We start from the raw sequence: 15,221 nt of genomic DNA on the forward strand, positions 1-15,221 counted from the left end.
AGCGGGAAACGGCCCGGGGGCACCGGACCCCCCCCCCCCCCCCCCCCGCTCCTACGTTCCCCCTGGTCGGACCCCGTTGTCAGTGGCGGCACCTAGCCTCCACCCGGTCAACTGGCCCGAACAGGGGGATCTTTCATGGAGTTCCGTGTCGATCAACCCGGCCCACAACCCGGGCCGGGCGGGGGACGGAACCAGGGCCGAAGTGGGGACGGAACCGGGGGTGAAGCGGGCGGGGCGCATCGGCATTTGCTCATGTCCGTGAAGCAATTGGTCTGAGCTCCGCTTTTTCCCACTCCGGGGGCCATTGTCAGTGGGCTGCGGTAGCTTCCGAAGTGCCGGCGCAACGAGGCGACGGTGCGACGGGAACGGCCACAGGGGTGGGTTGGCTATGAGCGACGGTACGGCGACGACAGATCTGGACGTGCGGCTGGAGAAGCACCGGGTCGAGCTGACCGGGTACTGCTATCGGATGCTCGGCTCCTCCTTCGAGGCGGAGGACGCGGTGCAGGACACGATGGTCCGCGCCTGGCGGAGCTACGACAAGTTCGAGGGCCGTTCGTCGATGCGGTCCTGGCTGTACCGGATCGCCACCAACGTCTGCCTCGACATGCTGAACGCGGGCAACCGGAGGGCGCGTCCGATGGATCTGACCGGTCCCTCACCCCTGGCTCAGGCGGCGCTCACCCCGCGCCCGGACAACACCTGGCTGGAGCCGATGCCCGACGCGCGCGTGCTGCCCACGGTCAGTGACCCCGCCGAAGCCGCGGTGGCCAAGGAGTCGGTGCGCCTTGCCTTCATGGCCGCCCTGCAGCAACTGCCGCCCAAGCAGCGCGCCGTGCTCATCCTGCGCGAGGTCCTGGCCTGGAAGGCGTCGGAGGTCGCCGAGCTGCTCGGGACGACGGTCGCCTCGGTCAACAGCGCGTTGCAGCGGGCCCGCGCGACCCTCGCGGAGAGCCACAGCGCCGAGGCAGCCGTCTCCGACCCGCTCGACGAGGAGCAGCAGAAGCTGCTCGAGCGCTATGTCGCCGCGTTCGAGGGGTACGACATGACGGCGCTGACCGCGCTGCTCCACGAGGACGCGATCATGACGATGCCGCCGTTCGACCTGTGGCTGCGCGGCACGGGCGACATCACCGGTTTCATGACGACCCTCGGTGCCTCCTGCGCGGGTTCGCGCCTGCTTCCGGTCTCGGTCAACGGTCTGCCGGGATTCGCGCACTACAAGCCGGATCCGGAGGAGGGCGGCTTCAGTGCCTGGGCGATCCAGGCGCTGGAGATCTCAGACGGCCGCATCACCGGGTTCCACTGCTTCCTGGACACCAAGCGCTGGTTCCCGCTCTTCGACCTCCCCCTCCACCTCGAAGCGGAGTCCGACTAGATCGAGAAGCAGGAGGAGAGGCGGCGCCGGGGCGCGCAGGCGGACGCGGCCCCCGGCCCGGCGGGCGGCGAGCTGCATCCTGGCCAGGGCGTCGACGGTGGCCAGGCCGGGTGGACCGAGGCCCGCGACATCGCAGACCACCACCCCGGCACCGGTCGTCGCCAGCCGCGTGCGCACGTCGTCACAGAGCCCCGGCACCTGGTCACGGGTGACGGGGCCGGGCAGCACGAGTACGGCGGGTGTCGTGGCGTCCACAGTCAGTAGACCGGCCGGTGGCACGGAACTCATCGCGCGGGACCGAACCGTTCGAGACGCGCGCCCGCAAAGGATCACATTGACCTGCGCCCCTCCCGCCCCAGAGGGTTGGGTGTATGCCCCATGAATCAGCGCCTTCCGTGATACCCGACGGCCTCCTCCGTTCGAAGGAGGCACCGTGCAAGGCGTGCTGACGGGCTTCGCGGTCATCGCCGTCGTCATCGGGGTCGGTTACGTCATCGGACGCCGCGGCTATCTCGGGGAGAACGGGCGGGAGGTGCTGACGAAGCTCGCCTTCCACGTGGCCTCCCCCGCGCTGCTGTTCACCACGCTCGCCCGGGCCGACCTGTCGGTGATCTTCTCCAGCCGACTCCTGGTGACGGCGATGAGCACGGCCGCGGCGGCCGGGGTCTTCGTCGCGATCGGGGTCGTACGCGGCTGGGGCGTGGGCCGGACGACGATCGGCGCCCTCTGCTCCAGTTACGTCAACTCGGGCAACCTCGGCATCCCGATCGCGGTGTACGTGTTGGGGGACGCCTCGCTCGTCGCGCCCGTACTGCTCTTCCAGCAGATCATGGTCACGCCCATCGCACTCACCGTCCTCGATCTGTCGGGGGACGGCGAGAAGGGCCCCCTGTGGCAGCGGCTGATCACACCCCTGCGCAACCCCATCGCGGTCGGCTCGCTGAGCGGGGTCGCGGTGTCGGCGACCGGTCTGACGCTGCCGGGACCGGTCATGGACCCGCTCACGCTGATCGGCAACATGTCGGTGCCCGCGGTGCTGCTGGCGTTCGGCATCTCGCTGTGCGGCAGCACGCTGCCCGGCCGGGGCGCGGACCGGTACCCGGTGCTACTGTCCGTCGCCCTGAAGTCGGTGGGCCAGCCGCTGGCCGCCTGGGCCCTGGCCGTGGGCCTGTTCGGGCTGCACGGTGCGCCGCTGCTCGACGTCGTGGTCACCTCGGCGCTGCCCGCCGCCCAGAACCTCTTCACCTACGCCTCGCGCTACCGGGTCGGCGAGACGCTGGCCCGGGAGTCGATCCTCCTTTCGACGATCCTGTCGGTGCCGGTGCTGGTGGTGATCGCGGCGGTGCTCGGCTGACAGTGGACGAGCCGGCGTACGCGAGCGGTCGGCGCACCCGCACGGGGCGCCGACCGCTCGGGAACGTCAGTCGACGGGGAACACGCTGGTGTCGAGGGTGAGGTCGAAGGGCTCGGGCAGCGTCAAGTTCCCGCCATACTCCACTGAGGCGAGCACTCGGTACGTGCCGTCTTCCGGCGCACCGTAGAGCGTCGCCGTGGGACGACCGCTGTGCCAGGGATCCAGGAGCAGGTAGAGCGGCACACCGGCCCGGGCGTAGCCGTGGACCTTCTTGATGCGGTCATGATTGGCATTGCTCTTCGATGTGATCTCGACAACCAGCTCCGCCTCATCCGCAGGGACACGGTTACCGCTGCCCACCACTGACTCCACGGGCAGCACGGCGAGGTCGGGCACGAACAGGCCGTGCGCCCCTGGTACCTCCAGGCCCAGCGTCTGGTAGACCTCCCAGGACTCCGGAATCTTGGTGTACAGGCGCCTCTGCAACAAGGCTGCCGTGGTGTTGTGGTTCTTGGACGACGGTGGTGCCACGGTGACGATCCCCTCGATGATCTCCACCTTGCTGCCCTCCGGCCACTCCATCTCCTCCCAGAACCGGACGAGGTTGTCCCAGTTCTGCTCGGGGTCGTGGTCGACGGTGAGTGCGCTCATGGCGGTCTCCAATCGGTGCGTCACCGAGTCCAGCATGCCGAACGGGATCGGTGGACGTCCACCGATCCCGTTCACCCGCACGAGGAAAGCGCAGGTCAGGCGATACGTTCCAGCACGACCGGCGTGGCCTTGTAGTCCGTGCCCGCGGCCGCGATGTCGTAGGAACCCTCGACCGACTCCAGGGCGTACTCGAAGCGCTCGGGGGTGTCGGTGTGGAGGGTCAGCAGGGGCTGGCCCGCAGTGACGGTGTCGCCGGGCTTGGCGTGCAGTTCGACGCCCGCGGCGGCCTGCACCGGGTCCTCCTTGCGGGCGCGGCCCGCGCCCAGGCGCCAGGCGGCGATGCCGATGTCGTAGGCGTCCAGACGGGTCAGGACGCCGGAGGACGGGGCCGTCACCACGTGCTGCTCGCGGGAGGTGGGCAGCGCGGCGTCCGGGTCACCGCCCTGCGCGGCGATCATGCGGCGCCAGACGTCCATCGCGGAGCCGTCCGCGAGGGCCTTCGCCGGGTCGGCGTCCTTGATGCCCGCCGCGTCCAGCATCTCGCGGGCCAGGGCGATGGTGAGTTCGACGACGTCGGCCGGACCGCCGCCCGCCAGGACCTCCACCGACTCCCGTACTTCGAGCGCGTTGCCCGCCGTCAGGCCCAGCGGGGTCGACATGTCCGTGAGGAGCGCGACCGTCCTCACGCCGTGGTCGGTGCCCAACCCGACCATCGTGGAGGCGAGTTCGCGGGCGTCCTCGATGGTCTTCATGAAGGCGCCGGTGCCGACCTTCACGTCCAGGACCAGCGAGCCCGTGCCCTCCGCGATCTTCTTCGACATGATGGAGGAGGCGATGAGGGGGATCGCCTCGACCGTGCCGGTGACGTCACGGAGCGCGTAGAGCTTCTTGTCCGCCGGGGCCAGGCCGTCGCCCGCCGCGCAGATGACCGCACCGGTCGTGTCGAGGACGTGCAGCATCTCCTCGTTCGACAGCAGGGCGCGCCAGCCGGGGATCGACTCCAGCTTGTCCAGCGTGCCGCCGGTGTGGCCGAGGCCGCGTCCGGACAGCTGCGGGACCGCCGCGCCGCAGGCGGCGACCAGCGGCGCCAGCGGGAGGGTGATCTTGTCGCCGACGCCGCCCGTGGAGTGCTTGTCGGCGGTCGGGCGGGAGAGGGAGGAGAACTCCATGCGCTCGCCGGAGGCGATCATCGCGGCGGTCCAGCGGGCGATCTCGCGACGGTTCATGCCGTTGAGCAGGATCGCCATGTTGAGGGCGGCCATCTGGTAGTCGGCGACCTCGCCGCGGGTGTACGCGTCGATGACCCAGTCGATCTGCGCGTCGCTGAGCTCGGCGCGGTCCCGCTTGGTGCGGATGACGGAGACGGCGTCCATGGCCATGGCTTTCCTTCCGAAGACTTCCGAAAATCCGCGGCCCCTCCCGATCGGTCGTTTCATCGTCCGGTCGGGAGGGGCCGCGCAGGCGTTACTTGGTGAGATTCTCCGGCCCGAAGGCCTGCGGCAGCATCTCGGAGAGCGGCACGATTCCGGCCGGGGTCTCCAGGAACAGGTCGGCCCCGCCGAACTCGTACAGCAGCTGGCGGCAGCGTCCGCACGGGACGAGGATCTCGCCCTGTCCGTCGACGCAGGTGAAGTGCGTCAGCCGACCGCCACCGGTGTTCAGCAGCTGGGAGACCAGACCGCACTCGGCGCACAGTCCGAGCCCGTACGAGGCGTTCTCGACGTTGCAGCCGGTGACGGTCCGGCCGTCGTCGACGAGGGCCGCGGCGCCGACCGGGAAGCCCGAGTAGGGGGCGTACGCCCGGGACATGGCGTCCCGCGCGTGCTCCCGCAGAGCCTCCCAGTCGACGGCCGCGGGCCCGGCGTCGGCGGACGTCACTTGCCCTGTCCTCTCCGGTACGGCATGCCGTCCGCCTTCGGCATCCGCAGGTGCTGTGCGGACAGCGAGAGAACGAGCAGCGTCACGATGTACGGCGTCGCGCTCACGACCTGCTTGGGGACATCGCTGGTGGTGGCGTACCAGACGAACATCAGCGCCGACACCGCGGCGGTGATCAGCGCGGGCACGAGGCGCTTCTTCCACGCGAGGTAGGCGGCGCCGAAGACCAGCAGAATCGCGATCAGCAGGATCAGCGCGTGCACGTTGGTGGTGCCGCCGCGCAGGTTGAGGCTGTCGGTGTAACCGAACAGACCCGCTCCGAGGGCGAGACCGCCCGGCATCCAGTTACCGAAGATCATCGCGGCGAGACCGATGTATCCGCGCCCCGCGGTCTGTCCGTCGAGGTACACGTTGGACGCGACGATCGACAGGAAGGCACCGCCGAGGCCGGCGAAGCCACCGGAGATGATCACGGCGAGGTACTTGTACTTGTAGACGTTGACGCCGAGGGACTCCGCGGCCATCGGGTTCTCGCCGCAGGAGCGCAGCCGCAGGCCGAAGGACGTACGCCACAGCACCCACCACGTCGCCGGTACGAGGGCCACGGCGACGACCGTGAGCGGCGACAGGTCGGTGACCAGCCCGCCGAGCAGACCCGCGATGTCCGAGATCAGGAACCAGTGCTTCCCGTTGAGCGTGTCCAGGCCGCTCGACAGCCCCGGAATGTCGAAGGTGCCGAGCGAGTCGATGGGCGGGGACTGCTTGGAGGAGCCCTGCGGCGCGTTCTCGAAGGTGAACTTCGAGAGGTAGCGGGTGGTGCCGAGCGCCAGGATGTTGATGGCCACACCGGAGACGATGTGGTTGACGTTGAAGGTCACCGTGGCGATGGCGTGCAGGATGCCGCCGAGGCAGCCGCCGATGATGCCGAAGGCGACACCGGTCCACGGGCCCCACTGATAGCCGGCCCAGGCACCGAACCAGGTGCCGAGGATCATCATGCCTTCGAGGCCGATGTTGACGACGCCCGCGCGCTCGGACCACAGGCCGCCGAGGCCCGCGAGGCCGATCGGCACCGCGAGACGCAGCGCCGTGGACATCTGTCCGGTCGAGGTGATGCCGTCCGCGCCGGTGATCAGACGGACGACCGAGGTCAGGACGAGTACGCCCGCGATGATCAGCAGGAGCACGGGGAGCGAGAATCGGCGGCTGCCCTTGCCGGGCTGCTGCGCCTGCGGCTTGGCGACGGTCGCGGTGCTCATCGGGCAGCCACCTCCTTCGGGGAGTTGTTGTTGGCGGCGGCCGCGGCCAGTTCCTCACCGACCCGCTTCTGCTGGCGGCGCAGGCCCCAGACACGTACGGCCTCGTAGGAGATGACGACCGCGAAGACGATCAGGCCCTGCATGATCGTGGCGATCTCCTTCTCGTACGCCACCGGGGTCGCGTAGTCGAGCGCCGGGGACGCCTTGTCGAGGAAGGCGATCAGCAGGGCGGCGAAGGCGATGCCCACCGGGTTGTTGCGGCCGAGCAGGGCGATCGTGATGCCGGTGAAGCCGAGTCCGGTCGGGAAGCTCAGGCTGTAGCTGTGGGCGTCGCCGAGCAGCAGCGGCAGACCGGAGAGGCCCGCGACCGCGCCGGAGATCAGCATCGCGGTGAGCACCATCTTCTTGGCGTCGACACCGGAGGCCGCTGCGGCGGTCTCGGAGGCACCGGTGGCGCGCAGGTCGAAGCCGAAGCGGGTGCGGTTGAGGACCACCCAGTACAGGACGCCCATGAGGACGGCGAGGAAGACCAGGCCGTAGATCTCGCCGACGTCCGAGCCGAGGTTGATGCCGGGAACCCAGCCGGACTTCTTCATGACGCCGGTCGTGTTGTTGTTGCCGACCTGCACACCCCAGATGTTGTCGAGGGTGAGGTAGCCGATGAGGCTGGTGGCGATCGCGTTGAGCATGATCGTCGCGACGACCTCGCTCACTCCCCGGGTGACCTTCAGGACACCGGCGATGCCGGCCCAGAAGGCGCCGGTGAGCATGCCGACGAGCAGCAGCAGCGGCACTTGCAGGACGCCGGGCAGCGCGATGTGCGCGCCGACGACCGCGGTCATCATCGCGGCGAGGCGGTACTGACCGTCGACACCGATGTTGAACAGGTTCATGCGGAAGCCGATGGCGACCGCGAGCGCCGCCAGGTAGTACAGCGACGCCTGGTTGAGGATCAGCACCTGGACGTCGGAGTACGTCGCCTGCTGAAGCATCAGCGAGTACGGCTCGAACGGGCTCTTGCCCGAGGCGAGCAGCACGACCGAGGTCAGCGCGATCGCCGCGACGAGCGCGATGACCGGGCCGGCCACCGCGAGGAGCACGCGCTCCTTGTCGAACTTCTTCATCGGGCCTCGTCCTCCGGGGCGGCGCTTTCCGCTACGTGCTCCAGGTGTCCGGAGGCGGCGCCGGTCATGGCCGAGCCGAGTTCCTCCGGGGTGACGGTCGCCGGGTCGGCGTCCGCCACGAGCCTGCCGTTGTAGATCACCCGCAGGGTGTCCGACAGGCCGATCAGCTCGTCCAGGTCGGCCGAGATCAGCAGCACGGCCAGGCCCTCACGGCGGGCCTCGCGGATCTGGTCCCAAATCGCGGCCTGCGCGCCGACGTCCACACCGCGGGTGGGGTGGGCGGCGATCAGGAAGCGCGGCTTGTGGCTCATCTCGCGGCCGACGATCAGCTTCTGCTGGTTGCCGCCGGAGAGCGAGGCGGCGGTGACGTCGATGCCGGGGGTGCGGACGTCGTACTCCTCGACGATGCGCCTGGTGTCCTCCTGGGCGCCCTTGATGTCGAGCCAGAAGCCCTTCGCGTTGGGGGCCTCGGTGACATGGCCGAGGATGCGGTTCTCCCAGAGCGGGGACTCCAGCAGCAGGCCGTGGCGGTGGCGGTCCTCGGGGATGTACCCGATGCCCTTCTCACGGCGCTTGCGGGTGGCCCACCCCGTGATCTCGTCGCCGAGGAAGGTGATGGCTCCCGCGTCCGCGGACTTGAGGCCGATCAGCGCGTCGATGAGCTCGGTCTGACCGTTGCCCTCGACACCGGCGATGCCCATCACCTCACCCGCGTGGATGGTGAAGGTGACGTCGTCGAGGATGCGCCGCACCGCGGCGGCGGTCTCGGCGGTGTCCTCGCTGAGCAGACCGGCGCCCGTCGGCTCGGAGAGCTCGCCGAGGGAGGGGGCACCGCTGGCGAAGACCGTGAGGCCCTCGACCTGGATGACCGGCTTGTCCGTGACGGTGGACTCGGCGGTCTCCGGGGTCGGGAGCTCGCTGCCGACCATCATCTCGGCGAGCTGGCGGGGGGTCGTCTCGGCGGGGACGGCCGTGCCGACCGTCGTACCGCGCCGGATGACCGTGATCTCGTCGGCGACCGAGAGAACCTCGCCCAGCTTGTGCGAGATGAAGATGACGGCCAGGCCCTCGGACTTGAGCTCGCGCAGGTTGTCGAAGAGTGCGTCCACCTCCTGCGGCACCAGTACGGCGGTGGGCTCGTCCAGGATCAGGGTGCGGGCGCCGCGGTAGAGGACCTTGAGGATCTCCACGCGCTGACGCTCGGCGACACCGAGGCCCTCGACCAGGACGTCCGGGCGGACGTTCAGGCCGTACCGGTCGGAGATCTCCTTGATCTTCTTACGGGCGCCGCCGCCGATGCCGTACAGCTTCTCGCTGCCCAGGACCACGTTCTCCAGGACGGTGAGGTTGTCGGCGAGCATGAAGTGCTGGTGGACCATGCCGATGCCGCGCACGATGGCGTCGGCGGGCGACGAGAAGCTGACCTGCTCACCGTCGACGGCGATCGTGCCCTCGTCCGGCTTCTGCATGCCGTAAAGGATCTTCATCAGCGTCGACTTGCCGGCACCGTTCTCGCCGACGAGGGCGTGGACCGTGCCCTTGCGGACCGTCAGGTGGATGTCATGGTTGGCCACCACACCGGGGAAACGCTTGGTGATCCCCGCCAGCTCGACCGCGGTCGACTGCGCGGTGAGCGGAGGGCTGCTGGACGCGTCGATGGCGCACTCTCCTTGGAAAAGGGGCCTATCTACGCGCGTAGCGCCCCTGCTTTGAATTGCACTCGGACGGACCGGGTTCTTTTCGGACTACTTTCGGTCCGGTCCGATCCGATCCGAGCATTCTGCCGCGCGAACGGGGCACGAGGAGGCCATCCTCCCCACGCCCCGTTCCGTGGCCGTAACGCTGCCATTACAGCGTTGCCATGGCCATGGTTTCGACGTCTGGTGATGACGTCGTGACCTGGGCCGGGATCAGGGCTCCGGTCAGGAGGTCTTGACCGTGATCGAGCCGTCCTTGATACCCGCCTCGGCCTTCTTCAGCGCGGCCTGCAGGTCGGCGTTGTTCTTGAACGCCGGGTTCGAGTCGGCCAGGCCGACACCGCCGGTGGCGAGGCTGGCACGGACGACGCCGGTCTCGGGCTTGCCGTCCGCCACCGACTTCGCGAGGTTGTAGACCGCCCCGGCGACGTCCTTGGTGGCCGAAGTCAGGATGTAGTCCTTGTACTTGGCCAGCGCGTCCTGCTTGTACTGGTCGGAGTCGACGCCGATGGCCCACACCTTGTGCGAGGCGGCGGACTGGATGACACCCTGACCCGACAGGCCCGCGGCGGCGTAGATCACGTCCGCGCCCGCCTCGATCTGACCCTCGGCCGCGTCCTTGCCCTTGTCGGGGCTGGAGAAGCCACCCTCCTGGGGCGTCTGGGTCAGGTACTGCTTCTCTATCTTGATCTTCGGGTTGACCGACTGGGCGCCCTGGACGTACCCGGCCTCGAACTTGTGGATCAGCGGGATGTCCACGCCGCCGACGAAGCCGATGTGGTCCTTCTTGGTGGCCTTCGCCGCGGCGACACCCGCGAGGTAGGAGGCCTGCTCCTCGTGGAAGACCATGTCGGCGACGTTCGCGGCCTTGTCCTGCTCGTCGTCGATGATGCCGAAGGTGATCTTCGGGTACTTCGCCGCGACCTCCTTGATGGCCGGCGCGTACACGAAGCCCACGCCGATCACCGGGTTGTAGCCGGACTTGGCGAGCTGCTCCAGGCGCTGCACCTTGTCGGCGTCGGACTCGCCGTCCTGCGGCTCGATGTCCCGGCCGCCCATCTTGAGGTCGGTCTCGGCCTTCTGGAAACCGGCGAACGCGGCGTCGTTGAAGGACTGGTCGCCCTTGCCGCCGATGTCGTACGCAAGGCCGATGCCCTTGGTCTTGGCCGAGCCGCCGCTGGAGGCTTCGGTGGACGAGCCGCCACAGGCGGAGAGAGCAACGGCGAGGGATGCGGTCGCAACGCCCGCAACCGCGATTCGGGACACCCGGCGCATGAACGTGACTCCTTTGTGCAGGCGCCCAAACCAGGCGCTGATTCCGCCGCAGCGTAACGCGCGTAGACATAGCAGAGAACCCACGTCGCCAGAGTGTTATCCGACCGTTTTGAACCCTCGGCGAACAATCTCCGAACACCTAGGGCGCACCTGGGGCTTCTACTCGGCAAAGGCGCCCGGCCCCCGGGCGCGGTGTCGACGCGGTGTCGACACACCATCGACGCGGCATCCATGTATGCGATGCCATGTACCAGACCATGGTACTTTGCGAGATTTCGCCCCGGTTGGATCTTTTCGCCAGAATCAGCATCGCGCCAGAACGACCCCGCATGCACGCGTGCAGCGCAGGCACGCGCTGCACGTGCTGCACGCGTGCACGCATGAATGAGGGAGCCCCCGGCCCGTACATCGGGCGGGGGGCTCCCTCATCGGTGATCAGTGGCGCCAGGCCAGTGATCAGTGACGACAGGCGCGACTCACTGGGTCGTCTTGACGGTGACCTTGCCGTCGATGATGTCCTGCTTGGCCTTGTCGACCGCCGCGACCACGTCCGTCAGGGCCTTGTACTTCGGGTTGGAGTCGGCGAAGCCGACGCCGCCCGACTTCAGGTCACCGCGCACGACACCGCTCAGCGGCTTGCCGTCGACGACGGACTTGGCCAGGTCGTACACGGCGCCGCCGACGTTCTTCAGCGCCGAGCCGAGGATCCAGTCCTTGTACTTGGCCAGAGAGCTCTGCGCGTACTGGTCGGAGTCGACGCCGATGGCCCACACCTTCTTGGACGCGGCCTCGGAGATCACGCCCTGACCGGACAGGCCGGCCGCGTGGTAGAGCACGTCGGCGCCCTTTTCGATCTGGCCGGCCGCCGCGTCCTTGCCCTTGTCGGGGCTGGAGAAGCCACCCTCCTGGGGCGTCTGCGTCAGATACTGCGACTCGATCTTGATGCTCGGGTTGACCGACTTCGCGCCCTGGTCGAAGCCCGCCTCGAACTTGTGGATCAGCGGGATGTCCACGCCGCCGATGAAGCCGATGTGGTTCTTCTTGGTGGCCTTCGCCGCGGCGACACCCGCGAGGTAGGAGGACTGCTCCTCGTGGAAGACCAGGTCGGCGACGTTCGCGGCCTTGTCCTGCTCGTCGTCGATGATGCCGAAGGTGATCTTCGGGTACTTCGCCGCGACCTCCTTGATGGCCGGCGCGTACACGAAGCCCACGCCGATCACCGGGTTGTAGCCGGACTTGGCGAGCTGCTCCAGGCGCTGCACCTTGTCGGCGTCGGACTCGCCGTCCTGCGGCTCGATGTCCCGGCCGCCCATCTTGAACTCGGTCTCGGCCTTCTGGAAACCGGCGTACGCGGCGTCGTTGAAGGACTGGTCGCCCTTGCCACCGATGTCGTACGCGAGACCGATGCCCTTCCCGGTGTAACCCGACGAGCTCTTCTTGGAGTCGCTGCTCGTGTCGGTGCTCGACTTGCCACAACCGACCGCCGCGAGGGCGATGACCGAGACGGCCACCGCTGCTTGGGAGAACCTGGTCCTCCGAGATATCAGACGCACAGCAAGCACCCTTCATCCCCACGGCCGTCGCCGGTCCGCTTCCCCAACACGCCGCCGACGCAGCGATTTCGGCGCACAGTAACGCGCGTAGAAGGGGAGGGGAACGGGATTTCTCCGGGCCGTTATCGAACCGTGCCGCCACCGGGTTACGTTTGCCCGCCACCCATTACGGCGGGGTGACGCAAGTGGACGAAGGGGTGCCGATCGGGGCATCGGGCGGACCGGCGGCCCGGGTACCCCTACGTCACTTGTGCGGCGTCTGCGACTGAGCGTCCCGCGCTCACGGCGGCGCGTCTAGCGGATCGCGTCCAGCAGGGCCGCCGCGGTGAAGAGCTCGACTCCGACCGTGATGGCCGACTCGTCGGCGTCGAAGTCGCCGCGATGCAGGTCACGGGTGGTGCGCTCGCCCGGCGTACGCACGCCGAGGCGCGCCATGGCGCCGGGCACGTGCTCCAGGTACCAGGAGAAGTCCTCGCCGCCGAGGCTCTGCTCGGTGTCCTCGACGGAGTGCGAGCCGCGCCGCGAGGTCATGGCGTCGTGGAGGAGCTCCGTGACCGCCGGGTCGTTGACGACTGGTGGGACGCCCCGGATGTAGTTGATCTCGGACTTGGCGCGGTACAGGTTCGCGATCTCGTCGATGGCCGCGTGCACCAGGTCGGGCGCCTGCCGCCAGGCCTCGAGGTCGAGGCAGCGGACGGTCCCGGAGAGTTCGGCGTGCTGCGGGATGACGTTGCAGGCGTGCCCGGACTCGACGCGTCCCCAGGTCACCGCGAGCCCGCTGCGGGCGTCCACGCGCCGGGCGACGAGGGACGGCACGTCGGTGACGACGCGCGCGGCGGCGGTGACGAGGTCGGTGGTGAGATGAGGGCGCGCGGTGTGGCCGCCGGCGCCGTCGAGTGAGACTTCCAGCCGGTCGCAGGCCGAGGTGATGGGACCGTGGCGCAGTCCGATCCGTCCGGCGTCGACCTTCGGGTCGCAGTGCACGCCGATGATCCGCCCCACGCCGTCCAGCACTCCGGACTCGATGGCGTCGGGCGCGCCCCCGGGCAGGACCTCTTCGGCGGGCTGGAAGATCAGCCGTACGGGATGCGGCAGGAGTCCCTGGCGATGCAGCTCGGCGAGGACGAGCCCGGCGCCGAGGACGACGGTCGTGTGCACGTCGTGGCCGCAGGCGTGCGCGCGGCCGGGCACGGTCGACCGGTACGCGCAGTCACTCTTCGTGTCCGGGATGGGCAGCGCGTCGATGTCGGCGCGCAAGGCGAGCATGCCGCGTCCGCCGTCGACCGCACGGTCCCGTACGCGGTCGCGTGCGCCGTCTCCTTCGCCCGCCCCCGTCCCTTCACCGGCGTCGATCCCGATGTCACAGATGAGCCCGGTTCCGATGTCGAGCACGCGGGGCTTGAGGCCCGCTCGCTCCAGGCGTTCCTTGAGTGCCGCGGTGGTGCGGAACTCCTGGTTGCCGAGCTCCGGGTGCATGTGCATGTCGCGCCGGAACGCGATCAGCTCGGCACGCAGGGCGTCGGGCAGGGTGCCGGGGAGCGGTGCTCCCCCGGGGACATCGGCCTCGTACTCTCGGGACATCAATTGGTTCACCCTTTGAAGGGTAGGGCGGCGGGGCGGCCAACTGACCCACGATCAACAAAACTTCAGCCCGTTAGGGGAAGAAACTTGGCCACGCGCCGCATAGGTTTCCGGTGGGATGGGTATGCTCGCCCGCCTTTCCGGACGATGGGATCTTGAGCCAGACGGTATGCGCGCCCCGCCCGGACCGCATCCGGGCCGAAGGCCGCCTGTCGCGTCCGGGACGATGGCCGACTGCCATGTCCGCCACGATGGCCGACTGCGGTGACGGCCCGTGACCACGGGGTGACGCGGGCCCTTGATGCGGGCCGCCACCCCTCTCTCGATCCAGTCCGCCGGGGCTGCCGGCGTACTCCCATAGGGGAACGCTCGGGGTGTCCGAGCCCATTCCCGTGCCCTACGGTCCCACAGACCTGACCAAGATCATGCGCACGGATGCCTGAACACCACTCCCTGTCGACCCGGGCGCGAGGGGCCACGAGGGCCCGGTCCCGGAGGCGAGGGGATGACCCTGGGCTCCTGAACAGTCGCCGGGGTCAGGCAGCCGTGCTGCCGACCATGCGGATCTTGATCGCGACGGTGCCTCCGTCGATTTCGTACGTGACTCTTTCGTACGTGACTCTTTCGTGCGTGACTCTGTAGATGCCTACGCGCAGCCGCCGCAGGTTGGTGTTGCCGAGCTTGCTGCCGACGGCGGGTTCGGGGTTCCGGGCGAGTACGTTGATCGCGTTGACGAGGGGTTTGACCCCGTCGGCATCGTGGGCACGGAGTCATCCGAGGCCTTCGGAAGCCGCTCGCTCCCACTGCCACTCGGCCGCCATCCGCGTCCCCTTTCGCCGTGCGGCCAAAGCACCGCCGCGGCACCTTCGCAGACGGCTCAATGGATTACGCATCGAGACCTCCTGGCATGTCCATCTCCGCCCAGACGGTCTTGCCGACGGTGAGTTTCTCCACGGCCCAGCGGTTCGCGAGCGTGCGGACGATGAGGAGGCCTCGGCCGAACTGGTCATCCGCGACGGGTGCGTGGGGATACGGAAGCCGCTCGCCCCTCGGGTCGGTCACGGCGACGCGCAGCGCGGCGCCGGTAAGCGACGTCTCGACGCGGAACAGGCGGTCCCGTAAGCATCCGTGGAGCAGGGCGTTCGTGCACAACTCGCTTGCCAACAGCGCCGCGTCGCCGGCGACGTCGGGGTGCCCCCAGTCGACGACGAGCTGAGCGACGTGTCTTCGGGCGCGGGGGATGTTGCTCGGGTACGGGGTGTAGTTGACGGCGTCGTGGCGGTCGGTGCCCTTGGGGAGGCGAGGGGGAGGGCAGGAGTTGGTCATGGGGTGCGTCTCCTTGCGCGAGGGGGTGCCAGGTGGGGTGGCTCTGCCGTGCGGTGCCGTTCGGGCAGCACGGTGCGCTTCCGCCAGCAGGTCTCTTTGAGTAATCGACTGAACACAAAAGGTAGCGTGACCCTCAAGGGCCATC

13 protein-coding genes are annotated in these 15,221 nt (G+C 68.8%); 2 read left to right on the top strand and 11 right to left on the bottom strand.

Annotated elements, in window-relative coordinates; genetic code table 11:
- Positions 1 to 388: 388 nt before the first annotated feature.
- Complete coding sequence (locus tag ACZ7M2_RS10220) at positions 389 to 1,378, top strand: sigma-70 family RNA polymerase sigma factor (protein ID WP_471594879.1); 990 nt, start codon at positions 389 to 391, stop codon at positions 1,376 to 1,378.
- Here the strand turns inward: ACZ7M2_RS10220 and ACZ7M2_RS10225 are convergent.
- On the bottom strand, positions 1,280 to 1,666 hold the full coding sequence (locus tag ACZ7M2_RS10225) for an STAS domain-containing protein (protein WP_471594880.1): 387 nt from the start codon (positions 1,664 to 1,666) through the stop codon (positions 1,280 to 1,282). The two genes, ACZ7M2_RS10220 and ACZ7M2_RS10225, sit on opposite strands and share 99 nt — an antisense overlap.
- Before the next feature lie 145 nt (positions 1,667 to 1,811).
- On the opposite strand from ACZ7M2_RS10225, the gene ACZ7M2_RS10230 reads away from it, so the two are divergent.
- Positions 1,812 to 2,732 (top strand): AEC family transporter, encoded by a 921-nt coding sequence (locus ACZ7M2_RS10230; RefSeq protein WP_054233651.1) that lies wholly within the window; start codon positions 1,812 to 1,814, stop codon positions 2,730 to 2,732.
- A gap of 66 nt (positions 2,733 to 2,798) precedes the next feature.
- Here the strand turns inward: ACZ7M2_RS10230 and ACZ7M2_RS10235 are convergent, their stop codons facing one another.
- The 10 genes from ACZ7M2_RS10235 to ACZ7M2_RS10280 all read right to left on the bottom strand — a co-directional run bounded on the left by ACZ7M2_RS10235 (position 2,799) and on the right by ACZ7M2_RS10280 (position 15,076).
- Positions 2,799 to 3,383 (bottom strand): Uma2 family endonuclease, encoded by a 585-nt coding sequence (locus ACZ7M2_RS10235; protein ID WP_471594881.1) that lies wholly within the window; start codon positions 3,381 to 3,383, stop codon positions 2,799 to 2,801.
- A gap of 95 nt (positions 3,384 to 3,478) precedes the next feature.
- Positions 3,479 to 4,762, bottom strand: a complete 1,284-nt coding sequence (locus ACZ7M2_RS10240; RefSeq protein WP_471594882.1) for a thymidine phosphorylase — start codon at positions 4,760 to 4,762, stop codon at positions 3,479 to 3,481.
- Positions 4,763 to 4,847: 85 nt separating this feature from the next.
- Positions 4,848 to 5,261: a cytidine deaminase gene (locus ACZ7M2_RS10245; RefSeq protein ID WP_471594883.1), complete on the bottom strand. Its 414-nt coding sequence runs from the start codon at positions 5,259 to 5,261 to the stop codon at positions 4,848 to 4,850.
- A complete protein-coding gene (locus ACZ7M2_RS10250) occupies positions 5,258 to 6,520 on the bottom strand; it encodes an ABC transporter permease (RefSeq protein ID WP_471594884.1) in 1,263 nt (420 codons plus the stop codon). The genes ACZ7M2_RS10245 and ACZ7M2_RS10250 overlap by 4 nt, the downstream gene beginning before the upstream one ends.
- The gene (locus tag ACZ7M2_RS10255) at positions 6,517 to 7,644 is read right to left on the bottom strand and encodes an ABC transporter permease (RefSeq protein WP_471594885.1); all 1,128 of its coding nucleotides are present in this window, start codon (positions 7,642 to 7,644) and stop codon (positions 6,517 to 6,519) included. The genes ACZ7M2_RS10250 and ACZ7M2_RS10255 overlap by 4 nt, the downstream gene beginning before the upstream one ends.
- Positions 7,641 to 9,302: an ABC transporter ATP-binding protein gene (locus ACZ7M2_RS10260; protein WP_471595217.1), complete on the bottom strand. Its 1,662-nt coding sequence runs from the start codon at positions 9,300 to 9,302 to the stop codon at positions 7,641 to 7,643. The genes ACZ7M2_RS10255 and ACZ7M2_RS10260 overlap by 4 nt, the downstream gene beginning before the upstream one ends.
- Positions 9,303 to 9,566: 264 nt before the next feature.
- A complete protein-coding gene (locus tag ACZ7M2_RS10265; protein ID WP_471594886.1) occupies positions 9,567 to 10,616 on the bottom strand; it encodes a BMP family lipoprotein in 1,050 nt (349 codons plus the stop codon).
- Positions 10,617 to 11,092: 476 nt separating this feature from the next.
- Positions 11,093 to 12,160, bottom strand: a complete 1,068-nt coding sequence (locus ACZ7M2_RS10270) for a BMP family lipoprotein (RefSeq protein WP_471595218.1) — start codon at positions 12,158 to 12,160, stop codon at positions 11,093 to 11,095.
- A gap of 303 nt (positions 12,161 to 12,463) precedes the next feature.
- Positions 12,464 to 13,750 (bottom strand): amidohydrolase, encoded by a 1,287-nt coding sequence (locus tag ACZ7M2_RS10275; RefSeq protein WP_471594887.1) that lies wholly within the window; start codon positions 13,748 to 13,750, stop codon positions 12,464 to 12,466.
- 885 nt (positions 13,751 to 14,635) lie between these two features.
- Positions 14,636 to 15,076 (bottom strand): ATP-binding protein, encoded by a 441-nt coding sequence (locus ACZ7M2_RS10280; protein ID WP_471594888.1) that lies wholly within the window; start codon positions 15,074 to 15,076, stop codon positions 14,636 to 14,638.
- Between the last annotated feature and the right edge of the window lie 145 nt (positions 15,077 to 15,221).

Source organism: Streptomyces sp. NPDC111507 (assembly GCF_055638955.1).